Annotated in this window: 13 protein-coding genes; 3 read left to right on the top strand and 10 right to left on the bottom strand. The window is 63.5% G+C overall.

The genetic code is table 11. The features are described 5' to 3' along the window. Positions 1 to 21 precede the first annotated feature (21 nt). The 4 genes from Q5H89_RS04320 to Q5H89_RS04305 all read right to left on the bottom strand — a co-directional run bounded on the left by Q5H89_RS04320 (position 22) and on the right by Q5H89_RS04305 (position 6190). Positions 22 to 3246 carry an efflux RND transporter permease subunit gene (locus Q5H89_RS04320; protein WP_305018073.1) on the bottom strand — a complete coding sequence of 1075 codons (3225 nt, stop codon included), beginning with the start codon at positions 3244 to 3246 and terminating at the stop codon, positions 22 to 24. Next, the gene (locus Q5H89_RS04315; protein ID WP_305018072.1) at positions 3243 to 4166 is read right to left on the bottom strand and encodes an efflux RND transporter periplasmic adaptor subunit; all 924 of its coding nucleotides are present in this window, start codon (positions 4164 to 4166) and stop codon (positions 3243 to 3245) included. Before Q5H89_RS04315 ends, Q5H89_RS04320 begins: the two co-directional genes overlap by 4 nt. Before the next feature lie 182 nt (positions 4167 to 4348). Then, positions 4349 to 5671, bottom strand: coding sequence for a TolC family protein (locus tag Q5H89_RS04310; RefSeq protein WP_305018071.1), 1323 nt, complete (start codon positions 5669 to 5671; stop codon positions 4349 to 4351). A gap of 87 nt (positions 5672 to 5758) precedes the next feature. Continuing rightward, entirely contained in the window at positions 5759 to 6190 is a 432-nt protein-coding gene (locus tag Q5H89_RS04305) for a hypothetical protein (RefSeq protein WP_305018070.1), read from the bottom strand. A gap of 185 nt (positions 6191 to 6375) precedes the next feature. On the opposite strand from Q5H89_RS04305, the gene Q5H89_RS04300 reads away from it, so the two are divergent. Together Q5H89_RS04300 and Q5H89_RS04295 are read left to right on the top strand one after the other, a co-directional pair. Then, complete coding sequence (locus Q5H89_RS04300) at positions 6376 to 7143, top strand: COG4705 family protein (RefSeq protein WP_305018069.1); 768 nt, start codon at positions 6376 to 6378, stop codon at positions 7141 to 7143. Positions 7144 to 7163: 20 nt separating this feature from the next. Continuing rightward, the gene (locus tag Q5H89_RS04295) at positions 7164 to 8192 is read left to right on the top strand and encodes a YncE family protein (protein WP_305018068.1); all 1029 of its coding nucleotides are present in this window, start codon (positions 7164 to 7166) and stop codon (positions 8190 to 8192) included. 32 nt (positions 8193 to 8224) lie between these two features. Here Q5H89_RS04295 and Q5H89_RS04290 read toward each other — a convergent pair whose 3' ends face one another. Further along, entirely contained in the window at positions 8225 to 8425 is a 201-nt protein-coding gene (locus Q5H89_RS04290) for a hypothetical protein (protein WP_305018067.1), read from the bottom strand. A gap of 37 nt (positions 8426 to 8462) precedes the next feature. After that, positions 8463 to 8837 (bottom strand): transposase, encoded by a 375-nt coding sequence (locus Q5H89_RS23235; protein ID WP_369810642.1) that lies wholly within the window; start codon positions 8835 to 8837, stop codon positions 8463 to 8465. A 248-nt stretch (positions 8838 to 9085) separates the two neighbouring features. Here Q5H89_RS23235 and Q5H89_RS04285 point away from each other — a divergent pair, with 248 nt between their 5' ends. Continuing rightward, positions 9086 to 11827, top strand: a complete 2742-nt coding sequence (locus tag Q5H89_RS04285) for a bifunctional YncE family protein/alkaline phosphatase family protein (RefSeq protein WP_305018066.1) — start codon at positions 9086 to 9088, stop codon at positions 11825 to 11827. Positions 11828 to 11937: 110 nt separating this feature from the next. Here Q5H89_RS04285 and Q5H89_RS04280 read toward each other — a convergent pair whose 3' ends face one another. The 4 genes from Q5H89_RS04280 to Q5H89_RS04265 form a co-directional block, all read right to left on the bottom strand. Then, on the bottom strand, positions 11938 to 12363 hold the full coding sequence (locus Q5H89_RS04280) for an energy transducer TonB (RefSeq protein WP_305018065.1): 426 nt from the start codon (positions 12361 to 12363) through the stop codon (positions 11938 to 11940). Between the two features lie 93 nt (positions 12364 to 12456). Beyond that, on the bottom strand, positions 12457 to 13287 hold the full coding sequence (locus Q5H89_RS04275; RefSeq protein ID WP_305018064.1) for a tyrosine-protein phosphatase: 831 nt from the start codon (positions 13285 to 13287) through the stop codon (positions 12457 to 12459). Between the two features lie 82 nt (positions 13288 to 13369). Continuing rightward, positions 13370 to 14953 (bottom strand): SusD/RagB family nutrient-binding outer membrane lipoprotein, encoded by a 1584-nt coding sequence (locus Q5H89_RS04270; RefSeq protein WP_305018063.1) that lies wholly within the window; start codon positions 14951 to 14953, stop codon positions 13370 to 13372. Next, complete coding sequence (locus tag Q5H89_RS04265; protein ID WP_305018062.1) at positions 14954 to 18298, bottom strand: SusC/RagA family TonB-linked outer membrane protein; 3345 nt, start codon at positions 18296 to 18298, stop codon at positions 14954 to 14956. It abuts the gene before it with no gap. Positions 18299 to 19468: the final 1170 nt, after the last annotated feature.

Raw genomic sequence — 19468 nt, 5'->3', positions numbered from 1 at the left:
ACTAAGCCAACCCAAGCCACCCTACGCCGCCGCCGGCTCGTGTTCCGTCACCGCCTCGGGCGGACGGATGTGGTGATAAATCAGCCGCATACCCGTGGGCAGCACGAAGAGCAGCATGGGCAGCGCCACCACGAAGCCGCCAATGACGGCCACGGCCAGCGGCTGCTGCATCTGGGCGCCCAGGCCGATGCCGAGGGCGAGCGGCGAGAGCGCCAGAATAGCCCCGATGGCCGTCATCAGCTTGGGCCGGATGCGCAGGGCAATGGCGTAGCGGATGGCCGTATCCACGTCGCCCGTCTCGCGCAAGGACTCGTAGAACTGGTGCACCGTGAAAATGGCGTTCTCCGCGATGATGCCCACTATCATGATGATGCCCGTGTAGGAGCTTACGTTCAGCGGGATACCGGCAAAAAACAGCCCTAGCACGCAGCCCGTGATGCCCATGACGGAGATAAAGAGCACCAGCAGCGAAATCAGCCACTCGCGAAACAAAAACAGCAGCACCGCAAACACCAACAGGCTGGCCGTGAGTAATATCAGCTCCAGCTCGCGGAACGAGGCCTGCTGCTCGGCGTAGGCTCCCCCATACACGATGGTGTAGCCGGGCGGCAGCGTCACCTGCCGGCCCACCTGCTGGCGGATGGCCTGCACGGCCGAGCCCAGGTCGCGCCCGTCGAGGCGGGCCGTGAGCACGGCCACCGATTTCAGGTCTTCGCGGCGCAGCTCCACGTTGCCGGGCTCCACGTCGATGGTGGCGAAGAAGGTGAGCGGCCTAGGACTGCCATTGGGCAGAAAAATAACCTGTTTCTGCAACTGCGCCAGCGAGTTGCGGCTAAAGTCCACGTTGCGCAGTAGCACCTGGCGCAGCTGCTCGCCATCCTGCACCTGCCCCACCTGAATGCCCCCAAGCGAGCCCGCCTGCGCCGGCGAAATACTGGCCTGCGCCGTGCCATTGCCCAATATTTGCCCGCCCACCAGGTTGCTGAGCTGGGCCTGAAAATCGAGCGGCGTGAGGCCGTAGCGCGCCAGCTTGGCCACATCGGGCCGAAACACGATGCTAGGGCCCGAGGGCACCAGCCCGTCGTTGATGTCGGCCACGCCGGGCACCTTCGCCAGCACCTTGCCCGTCTGCTCCGAGAGCTTTTCGAGGGTATCCTGGTCGTCGCCGAAAATCTTGATTTCGATGGGCTTAGCGCTGCTCATGAGGTCGCCCAGCAGGTCGGCAATGCGCTGGCCGAAGTCCACGGTAAGCGCCGGCTGCGTAGCTTCGATGCGCTGGCGCAGCTGGTTGATAACCTCCGGCGTGCTCAACTTATGGTCGCGCTTGAGCTGGATGAGGTAGTCGCCGTACTCGGGCGGCCGGGTGTCGAAAGCCAGGCCGATGCCAGTGCGCCGCGAGTAGCTCTGCACCTCCGGGTTTTTGGTAATAATGTCGCGCTCAATCTGGCGCAGCATCCGGTCCATCTCCGCCTGCGCCGTGCCGGGCGGGCCATGATAGTCGAGCACGATGGTGCCCTCGTCGAGGTCAGGCAAAAAGCCCGTTTCGAGCCGGCCGGCGGCCAACCAGGCGCCTACCCCCAGGCCCAGCACCAGCACCGCCGCCAGCAGCGGCCTGGCGAACAAATTCGTCAGCCAGCCCAGCTTGTCGGCCTGCTCCTGGGCGGCGTTGTGGGCGTGGGCATTTTTGCCCGCCCGGTAGCCGATAAACAGGTGCAGCACCGGCAGCAAGAGCCAGGTCACCAAAAACGAGCAGACCATCGTAATCTGCATCGTATCAGACAGTTCCTTGAAAAAACTGCCTGCTAGCCCGCTCATCAACCGGAAGGGAAAGTGGATGACGATGGTGCTCAGCGACGACGCCACCATGGCCGGAAACAGCCCCGCGATGGCCGCCCGCACCACCTGCACGTTGCTGCGGTCGGGGTGCTCCTCGTGGGTGCGGTATATCTGCTCGATGATGACAATGGCGTCGTCGATTATCAAACCCACCGAGGCCGCAATGGCCCCTAGCGACATGATATCCAGCGTAATACCAAACAGGTAGAGCACCAGCAGCGTGAAGCACACCGTGACCGGAATGGTAAGCAGCACCGCCAGGCTGGCCCGCCACGAGCGCAGAAACACTATCATCACCAGGATGGCCAGCGCCAGACCTTCCACGATGCTATGCAGCACGCTGTCAATACTATCCGTCACGAATACTGACTGGTCGTAGTACGGCTTCAGCGTCATGCCGGGGGGGAGGAGGCGGCGCAGCTCGGCGGCCTTGGCGTGGGCATCGCGCGAGAAGGTGGCCAGGTCCACGCCCTGCTGCTTCACCAGGTCGATGAGCACCGCGTCGTGGCCATTGGCGTTGATGAGCACGAACTCCTGCTGCTCTTGAATGTCCACCGTAGCCACGTCCTGCACCCGCACCACGCGGCCCGAATCGGCGCGCACCACCACCTGCTTGAGGTCGTCGAGGGTGCCGAGGCGGGTGTCGGTGAGGGTGAGGTAGAGGCGGCGGAAGCTAGCCAGGTTGCCGGCCGACTGCACGAAATTGGTAGTGGCAAACGCTGCCTGCAATTGGGCCGTGGTGAGGCGCTGCCCCGCCAGCTTGGCCGGGTCCGGAATCACCACAAATTCCTTGGACTTGCCCCCGCGCACCACCACGTTGGAAGCGCCCGACACCTGCGAAAACAGCGGCCTGGCCAGCAAATTAGCTGCATCGCGCAGGGCGATGGGCGAGCGCGAATTGCTTTCAAGCGAATAGCCCAGCACCGGAAACAGCGACTGGTTCATGGCCTCGGTGGCGATGGTGGTGCCGGCCGGCAGCAGCCCCTTTATCTCGTTGACGCGGCTTTCGAGCTGGGCCTTGGTGCTGTACACGTCCACGTTCCAGGTCAGGAATACCTGAATCACGCACGAGCCCCGGCTGGTGCTGCTTTTCACGATGGTGACGCCCTTCACCCGCTTCACGGCCGCCTCCAGGGGCTTGGTCACGGTTATCATCATCCGGTCGATGGGCTGCTGCCCGGCGTCGGCGATGAGCGTGATTTTGGGGAAGGTAACCTCCGGAAACAAAGCCGTTTGCATCCGCGAGTAGGCAAACAGTCCGGCCGCCAGCAGCATCAGCCCAATGAGCACGATGGGCTTGCGCAGCGTGTGAAAGTAGGAGCTTTCGGCCGGCTCGGCGGGGGTAGGCGGGCTAGCCGGCCGGGGCGGCGCGGGCGGGCCCGGCCGCTCGGTAATGGTAGGCGCGCTCATCGTACCAATTTCACTTTGGCGGTGTCGGCCAGGCCGTAGTTGCCGGTGCGCAGGATGCGGTCGCGGGGCTGAAAGGTCGGGCTCTTGATTTCGATTTCCTGCGGGTTTTGCACCCCTAGGGTCACCGGCACCTTGATGGCCGTTGAGTCGTTCACCAGCTTCATCACCCAGAAATGGTGCAGCGTTTCATCAGCCAGCACGCAGCTAGCGGGTAGCGTCTGGGCATTGGGTTGCCTGGTCTGGGTGAGGCGCACCTGCACAATCAGGTTTTCCGGAATCACGCGCGGCGGGTTGTTCGGCCGCACCAAGTACACCTCCGACTGGCCGGGGCTCACGCTAGCCAGCGGCGCCTGCACCGTGCCCGTGAGGCGGGTGCTGTCGGGCAGCACGATGGTGCAGCTGGGGTTGCCCTGCGCCAGCGCGTGGTACTCGTAGGGCAGGTTGAGCTGAAACACGAGCTGGCTGCTCTCGGCCACGGTGCACAGCGGCGAGCCTTCGAGCAGATAATCCCCCGATTGCTGAATATTGAGCACGCTGACAATGCCGCTGGCCGGCGCCGTCACCGACACCAGGCCGAAACCTTTCAGGCTAGGGTCGATGCGCTGCGCGTCGTTGCCGAGGGCGCGGCGCTCCTTGGTTTCGAGCGAAAACAGCACTTGCCCAGCCCGCACCTGGTCGCCGAGCTTCACGCGCACGGCCGTGACGTAGGCCGCCACCGGCGCTGTCACGGTGCTTTTGCGCGGGTAGGTCGAGGTGGCCGGAAAGGTGCGGTACTGCGTCAGATTCTGCGTGCTCACCGTGACGGCCTGCACCTGGGCGCGGGGTGGCGGGCCGGCGGCTTCCTCGTCGGCCGTGGCACCGGAGTGGCAGGCGGCGAGGGCTAGCAGCAGCACTAGAGGGAAATAAGACTGTGAAGGCATACGTAGTTGGTTAATCATGCGGTGCAGCCCCACCCCCGGCCCCTCCCCTGCGGGGGAGGGGAGCCACGACGGCGCAGTCCTAAATTATCAGGCTCCCCTCCCCCGCAGGGGAGGGGCCGGGGGTGGGGCTGCACGGGGAGGGGCCGGGGGTGGGGCTGCACGGGGAGGGGCCGGGGGTGGGGCTACCACGTCCAGTAGTTATAAGCGTTAATCAGCAGCAGCCGGTTGTTCTCCAGCAGCACGAGGTCGCGGGCGGCGGTGGCGTAGTTTTTAAGCACCTGTACGTAGTTCACTACCGAGAGCTGGCCGGCAATCACCTCGCGCTTGTACGAGTCGAGCACCTGGCGGTAGCTGGCAATCTGCTGGCGGGCCAGGCGCTGGCGCTCGTCGAGCTGGCGCACTTCGTAGAGTAGGCGCTGCTGGCGCACGGGGTTGATAGTGGCAAAGTTTTGCTGGTAGGCGCGGGTGGTTTCGAGCAGCACCTGGGTGCGGTCGCGGCTGGTCTGGCGCTGGTGCCCATCAAATAAGTACACGCTAAACTGCAAGCCCGCGCTCACGCCAAAGCGCTGCGGAATATCGGCTAGGGTTACCGCCTCCAGCCCGCCATTGGCAAAGGCATTGACCACCGGCTTGTAGCGCAGCTCAAACACGCGCTGGTTGGCAGCCAGCGTGAGGCTGTCGAGCCGGTAGCGGGTGGTGAAACCCGACAAGCCCGGCGTGGGGCCGGTGCGGCGCAGCGGCAAATCGGGCGGGGCTAGCTGCACCTCCGTGGTGTCGCCCAGCCCACACAGCACGTTCAAATCGAGCAAATCGCGGTGGTAGGCCGTGCGGTAGGTATTGAGAAAGAGCTGTTGGGTTTCGACCTCGATGTTGAGTAGGGCGTAGTCCGACTGCTTCAACAGGCTCGCCTCCACCAGCTTGCGCACCAGCAGCCGTTGCTTGTCCAGAATGCCCAGCAGCTCGCGCACGTAGCTGAGCTGGTCTAAATCCTGCCGGCACAGGATGTATTGGTCGCCCACCAGCTTCTCCAAATCGTGCAGCGAAAGCTGCGACAGGTTTTGCTGGCTCCGGGCCAGCCCCTGCGCCTGCTGGGCGTAGGCCTCGAAGCGCTTTTGGTTGAAGAGCGGCTGCGTGAGCTGGGCGTAGCCCTGGTAGAGCGCGCCGTTGCTCAGGGCCACGTCGTAGCCCACGTAGTTGGTGCTGTTGTCGGCCGAGTAGCTGAGGCGGATGCGGCCGTTGTCGCGGGTCAGCACCGGCACGGCGGTGTAGTTGCCCACCAGCGTACCGTTGGCCTTGGTGTAAAAGGCGCGCAGGCGCTCGGTTTCGAGTTGCACGGCGCGGCCCTGGTTGCGCACGTCGGCGCTCAGCGGGCTGTTTTGCCGGGCCTGGGTCAGGTAAAAGGCCAGGTCGCGGGTAGGGGAGGTAGCCGGCACTTGGGCGCGCGCCGGCAGCCCTAGCCCAACCCAGCTCACCAGCAGCCACGCCCAAAATCGGACTGTTAACATGCTTTTAATCATAGTGCTTCCTGTCTCATGGTAATCTTCCCGGCACCGCTGCCCGCCCGTAGCCAACGGGCTGATTTGCAATCGGGGCTAGGGCGTCACTACCCGGCCATCGGCGGTGAAAAGCACGTCCTGCTTCCGGCCCCCTTTGGCCACTTCGGCTTCGTACACGGTGCTGCCGTCGGTCCTGACGATGGTAGCCGCCTCGGCCACCTTGTAGGCTTTGTAGTCGCGGGCCAGGGTGGCGCGCACGGCGGCGGGCAGCTGGGCGGGCATTATGTCGGTTTCGGTTTCCTGAAGCGCGCCGGCGGGCGTGAGGACGGCCGACATTGTTTTGCCATTCAGCTTAAAGCCGGCTTCGAAGTTGGCGCCTTCCTTTTCCCACGCTACCGATTTCACCGCCGGAAACTTAGCCCGGAACGTGGCTTTGGCGGCAGCCGGCACCTGGCCGGGGGCTACTTTCTGGGCGTGAGCGGCGCTAGCCAGCAGGGTGGCGCCGAGCAGTAACAACAGGCTTTTCATGGGTAAATGAGAAATGTTTATCCAAACCTACCGGCCGAATCTGGCGCTAATCTGACAGGCCAATGCTCGGTTGGGCTAGCCCACCGAGCCGGCTACCTGGCTGCCAAGTTTCCGCCAGAATCAGCCGCTAGGTTTGCCGGCATGCTGCTCCCTGGCCAGCAGTTGTGGCCGCTTATCGCTTGTTTATGAAAAAGATACCTGAAGTTACCTTGCTGTTCTGGGTGATGAAGATTTGCGCCACCACGCTGGGCGAAACCGGCGGCGACCTGCTGGCCCAAACCCTGAACGTGGGCTACGCCGTCAGCTCGCTGCTGTTCATCGGCTTCTTTCTGGTCACGCTGGCCGGGCAGCTGGCCGCCCGGCGCTACATCCCGGCGCTGTACTGGGCCGTGATTCTGGCCACCAGCACGGCCGGCACCACCATGTCCGACTACATGGACCGCACCCTGGGCCTGGGCTACGCCACCGGCACGACCATCCTGGTATCCATCCTGATAGTAGTGCTAGGCCTGTGGCGCCTCACCGAAAAGTCGCTTTCCGTGACGGAGATAACGACCCGCCGGGGCGAGCTTTTTTACTGGACGGCCATCCTGTTTTCGAATACGCTGGGCACGGCGCTGGGCGATTTTCTGGCCGACGACTCGGGCCTGGGCTTTGGCGGCGGGGCCTTGCTCATCGGCAGCCTGCTGGCGCTGGTGGTGCTGGCCCACTACTTCACCCGCATTTCGAGCGTGCTGCTGTTCTGGATTGCCTTCGTGCTCACGCGGCCCTTCGGCGCCACGTTCGGCGACTTGCTCACCAAGTCGCCCGAGAAGCACGGCCTGGGGTTCGGCACCAAAGGCTCGTCGCTCATCCTGCTAGGGCTGCTGCTGGCCCTGGTGGTCTACACCACGCTGCGCCCGCAGCCCGCCGAGCCGGTGGCCGCCAAAGAGCCCGGCCAGCCCCGCGCCTAACCACTTATCGCTTTTAACTTATGAAAACTATGCGTTTTGCCACCCTGGCCGCGCTCTCCCTGCTGGGGCTGGCTAGCCCTGCCGCCGCCCAAACGGCCCCGTACCGCCTGCTGCACACCATCTCGGTGGGCGGCGAAGGCGGCTGGGACTACCTCTACGTGGACCCCGCCGGCGAGCGCCTCTACGTGTCGCACGGCACCCAAACCGAAGTTGTCGACCTGAAAACCCGCAAGCTTCTCGGCACGGTGCCCAACACGCCGGGCGTGCACGGCATCGCGGTGGTGCCCAGCGCCGGCCGGGGCTACATCACCTGCGGCCGCTCCAATGCCTGCGTGGCATTTGACCTGAAAACGCTGCAAGGGGTAGAAACTATTCCTACCGGCCCCAAGCCCGATGCGATACTGTACGACACCTACTCGCAGCGGGTGTTTGCCTTCAGCAATGCCGGCGGCAAAAGCACGGTACTCGACGCCGCTACTGGCAAGGTGCTAGGCACCGCCGAGCTGGGCGGCGACGTAGAAGAGCCCGCCACCGATGGCAAAGGCCATATTTTCGTCAATATCGAAGATAAAAGTGAGGTCATCGAGTTCGATGCCAAGTCTTTGAATGTGCTGCACCGCTACCCGCTAGCCCCCGGCGCCGAGCCCACCGGCCTGGCCTACGACCCCAAAAACAACCGCCTGTTCAGCGCCTGCGCCAACGAGAAGCTGGTGGTGACCGACAGCCGCACCGGCAAGCAGGTGGCCGTGCTGCCCATCGGCAAAGGGGCCGACGGCGCAACGTTCGACCCGAGCACCGGCAACATCGTGACCAGCAACGGCGAGGGCACGCTCACCGTTATCCACCAGGACACACCTGCCAAGTACACCGTAGTGGCCACTATTGCCACCGCCAGGGGTGCCCGCACCCTGGCCCAGGACCCCACCACGCACCACCTCTTCACCTGCACTGCCGACCTGGGCCCGGCACCCGCCGCCACTACCGCCAACCCGCGCCCCCGGCCCAGCATCGTGCCCGGCACGTTCCGGGTATTGGAGTTTGGCCGGTAAGGAGCGGCGTCGGGGCTCGTCATCTTTGCGGACTATGCCCAAGCCACGCCCTTCTGCTCGCAGGCGGCGGGTGCCGTAGCGCTGGGCATGGCGCGAAAAGGTGGCGCTGGCCGCCGGCTCCCAGCCCAGCGGCGCCACGGATAATAGCCGGCGGCGCTGACCTGTAGCACGCGGCAGAGCACCTGCACCGGCTCAGTAGCAGCACCCTGCTCGATAAACCGGTAACGGCTCATGAGTGCGGCGGCTGCGCAAAGATGGACCCGACTTTTTTTAACATGTCGCGCGCCTGCTCCACGCGTTTGAGCCCGGCGCGCAGGTGCTTAAGCTCTTCGCGCTCTGCACTGCCGCGGCCTCGGCTAATGCCTGGCGCTGCCAGCGGCCAAGCAAAGCGGGCGAGAGGCCCTGGGCGCGAGCCCCAGCGGCTACTTGGCGCACACACTCGGCTTTAAAAGCCGGCGTGTATTTTTGCGGGGCAGCGGCGCGCCGCTCGGAATCGGAAGGGGTTTGTCGGGCATGAGCAGTGGAAGGTAAGACTTGCCACTGTCTGTTTTTACCCGACCACCTCCGTGTTGCTGTCCCTGGCCCAGGTACTACAAGTGCCCCTACGCGACTTAGTGGATGCGCCTGGCATCGCCCCGCAGGAATAAAGCCCGAATTGGGGCATGTAGCAGCAAGAAAACAGGTGGGCCACCGGCAACCGACGCCCCCCCTTTCTTCCAGCTAAAGCCCGTAGAGCTGAATAATTTGTGCCTTAACACTTCCTGGGGTGCAAAGCGGCAGGCTATACACTTATTGTTTGGCAATTCCCTAACACTGGCATAACCGACGACGGCCATCGCGCCCGTTTCTTTTGTGGCTTTCGCTCACACTAAAAAAGCTGAGCGTAGCCCACCATGAAGCTTCTTCTCTCGGTTGTCCTTCTTTTAGGTATTGGCAGTGGCCTGCTAGGCTGTTCGGTGCCCGAAACCCGCCAGACTACTACCAGCCTGGAGCAGGCTGATATGCATCAGGCCTACGACGACAGTACCTTACACAACGGCGTGTTGCCCGTGCTGCTTCCCTACAACCGCCTCATCGCGCCGGCCGGCCGCGTGGTGCGCTACGGCGACCCTAGCCTCGAAAACCACAGCCTCGATGCGCAACTGGTGCCCCACACGCCGCTGCTGGCCGTGGAAGACCGCTACGGAGTGGCCCTGCTCGATACCGCCCGGCGCGCCATGCTGGCCCGCTGGAGCTACGCCGACGATGCCCGCTACAAGGGTGCCATGAGCACCTATTCGGGCCTGAAAGCGCAGCGCGAGGCCGACGGCGAAATACACCTCTTCTGGAGCGCGGCCAACGGCCAGAACCGGCAGTCGTATGTGCTCGATGCGGTGTGCGCGGAGGGCAAAATCCGGGTGCAACGAGCGTTTCCATTTGCGGCGGTGAGGGCCCCCCTGGCCTTGCCCAACGCTATTGCCCTAGCCACCGAAGCCGGCCGCAACTACCTCTACGTAGTCCTCAACGGCAATAACCAGGTAGTGAAGCTCGACCGCGCCACCGGCCAAACCGTGTGGACGCGCCCCACCGGCGTGGCGCCCTACGGCCTGGCCCTGGCGGCCGGCCAGGTCTTCATCAGCAACTGGGGCGGGCCGCTGCCCACCGATACGCTGCACCGCGAAGTGGCCGGCGTGCCCCGCGCCTACGGCCGTACCTACACCGTGCCTGCCACCGGCGCCACCGCCCAGGGCACCGTGCTGGTGCTGAGCCCGGCGGCCGGCGAGGTCATCAAGGAAGTGCCCGTGGGCCTGCACCCTACGGCGCTGCTGGCTAGCCCCGACGCGCGCTTCGTGTACGTGGCCAACGGCAACAGCGACGAGGTAACGGCCCTCGAAACCACCAGCCTGCAAGTGAGCGAGCACATTGGAGTGGAGCTTCAGCCGGGCCGGCAGAGCTTTGCCGGCGATAGCCCCAACGCGCTGGCCCTCAACGCGGCCGGTACTACGCTGTACGTGGCCAACGGCCTCGACAATGCCGTGGCCGTGGTGCAGCTGGGCCGGGCGGCAGCCCTGGCCGGCGCGGCCGGCTCTAGCCAGGTGCTGGGCTTTATCCCCACCGAGGCTTACCCCGGCGGGCTAGCCTTGGGCGAGCACCAGCTCTTCGTAACCAATCTCGAAGGCGAAGGCGCCCGCGTGAGCGCCCGCGACATGCAACAGGCGGGCGGCGAGCTGGAGGCCGTGGTACGCAAGGGCCCGGCGGCCTACAACGCGCACCACCAGCTCGCCACCGTGTCGCTCATTGCGCTGCCCACCGGCCCGCAGCTGGCGCGCTACTCCGAGCAGGTCGAGCAACTCAATTTTACCTTTCGCCGCGAGATTGCCCGGCGCCTGCCCCGGCCCAATGTGCTGCCCCGCCCCATGCCCGAGCGCATTGGGGAGCCGTCGGTGTTCAAGCACGTGGTCTACATTATCAAGGAAAACCGCACCTATGACCAGGTGCTCGGCGATGTGCCGGCCGGCCGGGGCGAGAAGTCGCTCTGCGTGTTTGGCGATAGCGTGACGCCCAACCAGCACCAGCTGGCCCGCGATTTTGTGCTGCTCGATAATTACTATGTGTCGGGCAAGTCGTCGGCCGAAGGCCACCAGTGGGCCGATGCTGCTATGGTGACCGACTACGTGGAGAAGAACGTGCGCGCCTGGTTTCGCTCTTACCCCCACGTGCAGGAAGATGCCCTGGTGTATGGCAAGCAAGGCTTTATCTGGAACAACGCCGCCGACCACGGCAAAACCGTGCGCATCTACGGCGAGGCCTGCAAGCCGCACTACGATACCAGGCTGAGCTGGAGCGACATCTACGCGGGGTACCAGGCCGGCCGGCCGTTCAACTTCACCAATACCAGCACTATTGCGCGGGTGCGGCCCCTGCTCTCGCCCCACTACCCCGGCTCCGACGAGCTGCGCATCACCGACCAGCTGCGGGCCTCGGCTTTCATCAAGGAGCTGGCCGAGTTTGAGCAGCAGCCCGGCGAGGCCCTGCCCGAGCTTTCGGTGATTGCCCTCTCCGCCGACCATACGGTGGGCACGCGCCCCGGTATGCCCACGCCCAGGGCTATGGTGGCCGACAACGACCTGGCCCTGGGCCGGATGCTGGCCGCGCTCAGTAAGAGCCGCTTTTGGAAGAATACGGTGGTATTCGTGACCGAAGATGACTCGCAGGCGGGCTGGGACCACATTTCGGCCTACCGTACCACTGGCTTCGTGGTGAGCCCCTACAGCCGGCTGCACCGCACCGTGAGCAAAAATTACAACCAGACCTGCATGGTGCGCTCCATCGAGCAGATTCTGGGTTTGCCGCCCATGAACGCCGTCGACGCCACGGCCCTGCCCATGTTCGAGTGCTTCGGCGCCCGGCCCAATGCCCGGCCCTTTGCCAGCGTGCCCAACCGTGTGCCGCTCAACACAATGAACCTGCCGCTGAGCAAGCTCACCGGGGCGGCTCGACGGTTTGGCCGCCTCTCGCAGCAGCCCGAGTTTGACCACCTTGACGGCGGGCGCGATGACGTGATGAACCGCATCATCTGGTTTGCCACCAAGGGCCGGCAGCCGTACCCCACTGCCCTGGCCGGCAAAGCTGATGACGACGACGATGATGACTAGCACCCACTAGCTGGTTTGGCTAGTGCGCTTGTGCAAAAAGCCCCGCACGGTGCCGTGCGGGGCTTTTTGCGTGAAGAAAAGGTGGCGTCAGTAGGTTAATTAATTTGCCCTTAACGCTTGAAAGTGAAGGTGATGGGCAGCGTGCAGCGCACCCGCACGGCCTGCCCGTGCTCCCGGCCGGGCGCCCAGCGGGGCATGAGCCAGGCCAGCCGCCGGGCCTCGTCGTTAAATGCTGCGTTCGTGGTTTTTACCACCATCGGGTCGAGCACGCGGCCTTGCTCGTCTACCACAAACTGCACCACCACCTGGCCCGATAAGCCGCGCCGCATGGCATCGGGCGGATACGTGATGTGCGAGGCCAGGTAGCGGTGCAGCGCCACCTCGCCACCCGGAAAGGCGGGCATCTGCTCGGCATAGTTCAGCACCGGGGGGCTGGCTCCGGCCGGGCCCAGCGGCTCGGTGGCCTGGAAAGGCTGCGCCTGCCCCACCAATGCGACGCGGGTAAAACCAAGCAATAAGGGTAAATAACGGGGCATATGGCAGCAAAATGGCACTAGGGCAAAGCTCCGGCAGCAGCTTTGCCCTAGTGCCACGCCCAGGTTATGCTTTCGTGAAAGCTGCCCGGTAGCCTACTGCAAGTACTTGGCGCGCAGCGCCGCCTGCTTCTGCGGCGTCAGGCCCATCTCGGTGGCCAGGTACTTGTCGAGCGAGCCGTACTGCCTGTCAATGGCGGCGAAGGTGCCGGCCAGGTAGGCCGGGTTGGCCGCGAGCAGGGGGCGCACCGCTGCCACTGCCTCGGCCGACAGGCCGGCCTGGGTCATGCGCTGCACGCTCTGCGCACGGCCCACCTGCCAGTACACGTCAGTGGCGGCGTAGTCTTTCAGAATCGTCTGGCGGTCCACGCCCAGCGCCGCGAGCACCAGTGCCGCCCCGATGCCCGTGCGGTCCTTGCCGGCCGTGCAGTGGAAAAGTAGTGCCTCGTTGCCGGGTAGCGCCAGCAGCTCGTCAAACAAGGGCTTGTACTTGGCCCGAAAAAAGCTGGTGTTGGTGTACACGGCCCGCATCAGCGAATCGCGGTTCACGTTTTTAGCACCACCCATCAGCAGGCGCGGGTCGATGTTCTCGCTGCCGGCGGGTAGCTCCAGGCGCCGGGCGCCGGGGGGTAGGCGGTCGGGCGCCTGGGCCACTTCCTGGGGGCCGCGCAGGTCGCACACCAACGCTACGTGGCGGCTTTGCAGGGCTAGCAAGTCACTGTCGGTCAGTTTGCTAATATCAGCCGAGCGGTAGAGGTGGCCCCATTTCACGTGCTTGCCGCCAGCCGCCGGGTAGCCGCCCAGGTCGCGGAAATTACTGGCACCTTCGAGCGTTACGGCGCGCCGGGCGTTAAAAACGACGGTGTCGGCGGGCGTTTGGGCCAGGGCTGGGCTAGCGAAGAGAAGTAAAAGAAGGAGCTTTTTCATACGAATGAGTTTAGAAGCTACTAGGGTTCGCCCCGATGGCATGGGGCGCCGCCCCATGCCATCGGGGCGAACCCTGGTAGCCTTACTTCGTCAGCCAGGTGTCCTGGTTGAGGTCGTCGGTGCCGCCAAACTGGCTCTGGAGGGCGCTGCGGTAGTTGTCGGCGTTGTAGGTCTGCTCATCTACCGGGTACTGCCAGCGGCGCGGAATCTTGCCGCTGGCGTTGATGCCGCCGCCGGTGCTTACGAAGGTGCGCGGCAGGCCCGTGCGCCGCCAGTTGTAGAACGCCTCGTAGCCCGAGTTCTGGAAGAAAGCCACGTACTTCTGGTTCAGAATCTGTTCTAACCCATTGGCATTGTCACCCTTGTACGCCACGTTGGGGTTAGCCAGAAACGCGCTGCGCGACACCGTGGCCGTGCCCACCGGCTTGCCCGACACGTTGCCGATGGTGAGCACTTGCCCCTCGGCTAGCCCGTAAAAATCGAGCGAAGCGTTGATGCCTTTGAGGTAGTAAGCCGCCGCCGAAGCGCCCGGCACCCAGCCCCGGTTGATGCCCTCGGCGATGTTAAAATTCAGCTCCGGATAGCCCAGGATGATGTAGGGCTCGGGGCCGGCCACCGACGAGTAGTAGCGCAGGTAGTTAGTAAACGAATACTGGCCGGCGTTCGAGCCCGTCATCAGGTCGCTCAGGCCGGTGGCGGGGCTGCTGCCCACGTAAGCTGAGAAGTCATTGGCTGCCTTACCGGCCGCCAGCTGGGCCGGGGCGGGCGTGGCCGTGATGAACGTGCGCGGGTCCTGGGTAGCGGTGGTCAGGCTCAGGTAGGCCGCCCCAGCGTTCTGGTACTGGTTGTTGCCGTCGTTGGGGGTGTGGGGGTAGGTGTTATAAGCCGAGTTGAACACGAAGCTCCAGTTGTCGGCATTGCTGGTGAGCACCGGGTACTGGGCCGGGTTGTTCACGATGGCCGCGAACTGCTGCGGAATCTGCAGGTCGGGGTTGTCGGCGGCCCGCCGGCTCAGGCTGATGAGTACCCGCAGCTTGTAGCTATTAATGAGCTTGCGCCACTTGCTCAGGTCGTTGTTGTAGTAAATATCGCCGCTGATGGCGGCCGGCAGCGCCGACGAGCCGGCTAGCCCCGCCAGCATGGTATTGGCCGAGTCGAGCAGGGCCAGGCTGCGGGCATACACCGCCTTCTGGGTGTCGTAGGCGGGTGTGAGGTTGTCGAGGCCCTGGCCAGCCTGCGCGGCGGGCGTATCGCCCACGCGCTGGGCCTGCCACACGAAAACGTAGGCCCGGTAAAACTTGGCCAGCGCCGCGTAGGCACTCGTGCGGGTGCCGAGCTGCTTGGCCGCCAGCACATCCATTTGGTTTGCGTTTTTCAGCACTCCGTAGAGGCTGGCCGTGGTGGTCCAGTTATATTGGTTCTGGCCGCCGTAGTAGAGGTTGTTGGAAATCGTGTACTGGTTCCAGCGCTGCACCTGGCTAAAGGGGCCGCCGTCGCCGCTGTTGTAGAGGTCAAACTCGATGCGGGGCAGCAGCAGCGAGGGCGGCACGGCGCTGCTGACGGTGGGCACGTTGGGGTTGGGCAGCTGCTCGTCCATCGACTTGCAGCCGCTGGCTGCCAGCCCGAGCCCGAGGGCCAGGCTAGCCAGGGTAAAAATCCGGTTCATCTAGAAAGTCAGGTTAATGTTGACGCCCATCGAGCGCGTGGTGGCCGATTGCAGGCTGGGGTTTTTGAGGGTGCTCTGCGACGAGGCGCTGTAGCCCTGGGCGTACTGGTCGAGGTCGAAATCCTTGCGCTGCGCGAAATAGAGCAGGTTGCGCCCCACCAGCGAGATGTTGGCGCCCTTGATGAAGCGGCTGGCCAGCAGGCTGCTGGGGAAAGAGTAGCCGATAATGACTTCGCGCAGCTTGGCGTAGGTCTTGCTCACCATGTAGGGCTCCTCGATGCCGCTGTTGTAGATGCCCTGGGCGTAGGTCTGCACCGTCACGGCCTTGGTATTGGGGGTAAATTCGAGGCTGCTCAGGTTCGAGATGTTGCCGTTGGCGTCGAACTGCACGGTGCCGCCGTTGGCCACTACCACGCCGGGGCCCACGTAGGCCGGGGTAGGCGCCTTGGTGCCGAGGTTGGTGCTCTGCCACTCCTGGAGGCGGGCCGCGCCGAGGGCGCCCTGCACCAGCTCGGGCTGGTTGCCCGAGTTCATGGCGTAGGCATACACCTGGTCGCGAATCACGCCGCCCACCCGGCCGTCAAACTGAAAGCTGAAGTTGAAGTTCTTGTACGAGAAGCGGTTGGTCACGCCCCACACCCAGTCGGGGTTGGTGTAGCCCAGCAGCTGCTGGGTGTTGGTGCCCGAGGGCCGCGTCAGCGGCGTGCCGGTCGAGGACTGGATAATCTGCCCGTCGGGGGCGCGCAAAAAGTTGTAGCTGTAGTAGCCATCGAGCCGGTCGCCGATGGTGAAGACGTGGTTCGGGCCGGCCAGGTAGATGCTCTGCTCGTTGCCGTAAATCTCCTTCAGCGTCTCCTTGTAGGTGCTCCAGTTGGCTAGCACGTCCCAGCTCAGGCCGGTGGGGTTGGCCAGCACGGCGCCGGTCAGGGCCACTTCCCAGCCGTTTTTCTGGGTCGTCACGGCGTTGGCCACCTGGCTGCTGTAGCCCGACGACGAGGCCACCGGCAGCGGGAAAATCTGCGGCCCGTTGGTGGAGGTGAAGTGCGTCACGTCGAGCCCCAGGCGGTTGCCCAAAAACTTGGCGTCCATCCCGTACTCGTAGGAAGTCACCGAAAAGCTGCGCAGATTGGGATTGGCCAGGCTGCTGGTGTAGCTAGCGGCCGGCTGGTTGTTGTAGGGCTTGGTGATGGTGTAGCTATTCTGGTTCACGTAGCTAGGGCCGTCGTAGGGCGTGGTGACCTCCGAGCCGTAGCCAATCAGGCTCGATACGGAATTACCCGTCACGGCCTGGTAGGCCGAGCCGATGGTTGACTGCGTGTTGCCGCCCTTCACGTTGGCAAACGAGCCGCGCAGCTTGATAAACGAGATGGCTTCGGGCAGCGGCAGGTAGTCATTGAGCACCGTGCTCAGCGATACCGAGGGGTAGAAAATCGTGCGGCTTTTGGCCGGCAGCGTCGAGAGCTTATCGAAGCGGCCGGTCAGGCCTAGCGAGGCGATGTTCTTCCACGTCAGGTCGGTGGTGGCGTAGGCACTCAGCACCGTCATGTCGGAGCTGAAGTCGTAGGCCTGGGCCGGGTTCTTCGAGTTGCTGAAGTTGTACACGCCCGGCACGATGAGGAAGTCCGTCGTGGCCCAGCTCGCATTGTAGTTGAACAGGCGGGCGTTGGCCCCGGCCACCGCACTCAGACTGAAGTGCTGGCCCAGGTCCTGGTTGTAGGTCAGGAGCAGGTCGGTGTTGTTTTCCAGCAGGTTGCGGCGGTCCTCGCGGTAGTCGCCCTGGCGCAGGTCGGGCGTTTTATAGGTGATGGCCGAGTAGGGCACCTTCTCGGTGCGCAGCTGGTTCCAGGTCGTCACCTGCGAGCGCAGGGCCAGGTTGAGGTGGTCGCTGAGCTTATAGCTGAGGCGGCCGTAGCCGTAGAGGTCGGTTTTCTTGTGCCCATACAGCCACTCGTAGGCCACGAAGTAGGGGTTGTTGCCACGCCCGTATTCAGCGTAGTACTGCTGCACGCCGGGCACGCCCTGCGGGCCCTTGTAGTAGTCGCGCATGTCGCTCAGCGCCCAGCTGGCCGAGCCGTACACCTGGAAAATGTAGGTTTCGCTTTCCGGCCCCGAGCTGGTTTGCGGAATGTTGGGCGAGTTCTGCAGGCTCAGGTTCAGCGCCCCGTCAAACCTGAGACGGGTGTTGAAGTGCACGCCCGTGCTCAGGTTGAAGTTGGTGATGTTCAGGCCCGTATTGGGCACGAGGCCCTTTTGGTAGTTGTTCGACACCGACAGGCGCACATCGTAGTTGTCGCCGCTCGACGACACCGATACGTTGTTGGCCGAGAGCACACCCACGCCCATAAAATCGCGAAAGTTGTTGGCCCCACGTGCCAGCCAGGGCGTGCCCTGCCGCACGCCATTCACCACTGGCGAGTCGTACTGCGGCACCGGCTGGCCCTCGAAGCGCGGCCCCCAGATGTTGGCCCGGCGGTTCACGTTGCCCAGGTCGTAGAGGTCGTTGGTGTAGGCATACTGGTAGTTCGAGCCGAAGCCATACTCGTTCTGCCGCTCCGGAATAGCCAGGAAGCTGGGCTGAATCTGGGTGCTGGAGTTGAACTCCACCGCCACCTTGCGCTTGTCGCCGGTGCCGCGCTTGGTGGTTATCATAATGGCCCCGTTCTGGCCCCGGAAGCCGTAGAGCGCCGCCGCATTGGGCCCTTTCAGCACGGTGTAGGTTTCAATGTCGTCGGGGCTGATGTTCCAGGTATCCGAATTAATCGGCACGCCATCCACCACGAAGAGCAAGTCGGAGTTGCCGCGCAGGATGAGCTGCGGGCGGCCCAGCAGCTCGGCGCTGGGCGCCACCGTGAGGCCCGCAATTTTGCCGGTCAGCGCGTTTACCGGGTTGGGCTCGCGCGCTTTAACCAGTTGCGCACCCGCAATCTCCTGCGTAGTGTAGCCGATAGTGCGGGCTTCTTTCCTAATGCCTAGCGCGGTCACCACCACCTCGTCCAGCTGCTTGGTATCTTCGCCCAGCGTCACATTGATAGCCGTTTGGTTGCCCACCACCACGTCCTGCGGCTTGTAGCCCACAAACGAGAACGTGAGCGTGACCACGGCCGCATTGCCAGGCACGGCCAGCGAGTAGCTGCCCTCGGCATTGGTAGTCGTGCCCACCGAGGTGCCCTTCACCACGACGTTGACGCCCGGCAGGCCGTCGCCGCCGGCCGCCGTCACGCGGCCGCTCACGGCCTGGGTTTGGGCCAGGGCCGACGCCGCTAGCACGGTCAGCACCAGGGTTGGGGCAAGGCTCCGCCGGAAGCACTCCAGCCGGGTGCTGACATTAGTAGAAAATTGTTTCATCAGGAAGGAAAGAGTGGTAGCAAAAGCCGATTACTAGCTGCGTAGCCGCTGCGACTGTTAAGTCCGCCAAACCAGGTGAGCTTAGGAGCTTAGCTAGAGGTAGGGGCCTTATTTGTCGGCACAAAATTCCTTCTTGGTTATTTCGTAAATATTACATGAATAATACTTTATCCACTAAAGCTGATGAGGGTTAGATAGCCCTCATTATTAGTTTATTACCTGTGTGGGATGGCCGATAACGCCCGCGAAACAAGGGCCGGCCTCGCCATGGTGAAGTATGGCCTCCTTATTCGATAAGGCGACTGCCAGCCGCTGGCTAGTACAGCATCACCTTGCTGGTGGTGGCATCGGGGGGGCGCAGCACCTACCCGCCGGCGGCGAGGCTGTCGGTGGCGCTGAACAGGCGCCCAGTCCGGCCCATGAGTTCGCAGAGCCCGCCCGATGTGGAGCAACTCAGGCGCATCGTGCTGCCCTGGCTGTAGGTGAGTGGCATGGGTGTCTCGCAGGTTGAAAAGGTCGAAAAAAGGGCAATCGGCCCAGTGCCGGTTGGCCCCCGGCTAAATGTCTGAGGTTTACTCAAACTGGGAGGTTTAGGGCTGAGTTTCTCGCGCCCTGGGGGCTCCTGAGAGCGATGCGGAGGGAGGCAAAGTCAAAAGAAACGCGATTTTCAGACCCGGTACCCTCTCAAACATGCATGTTTATTTCTTTTCAAAACGACGCAGGAGTCACTTTCAAGGCAGTGCGAGGAGGAATGAAAACCGGCTTTGAGCTAAGCGGCCATTCTTGATAAGAATATCCCAAAGTTTGCCTGCTGCCCAGAATCGGCCTTTTCGGCCGTATAAAGTACGCTAGTGCGCACGTTGTCCGACATGCACTATGTCAGTGCCATCTAACCCGCGTACCCGAACGAGGCAACTGCTACCCAGAAGATAGGGGGAGAAAAGCTGGGTGCGTCTTATGCACATGCACGCGCCAAGGCGCTAAGCAAAATGAGCCCCTAACAATTGTGTAAAAAATGGGCTTGCCGATGTCACCTTTCTGGCTGAAATTATCCCCTACCTGAGTAGGCTGTTATCCTGTATTTTGCTCGGGCTTCATGAGGTCCTGCTGATAGCGCCTCTCCCAGCGTTTAGTTTGGAGTAAACTGGCAGACGGGACTCGATATTGGAT

The sequence above is a fragment of the Hymenobacter cheonanensis genome, from assembly GCF_030581075.1.
GTDB lineage: Bacteria > Bacteroidota > Bacteroidia > Cytophagales > Hymenobacteraceae > Hymenobacter.
The sequence above is the reverse complement of the archived record's forward strand: the minus strand, read 5'-3'. Positions and strand labels throughout refer to the sequence as shown.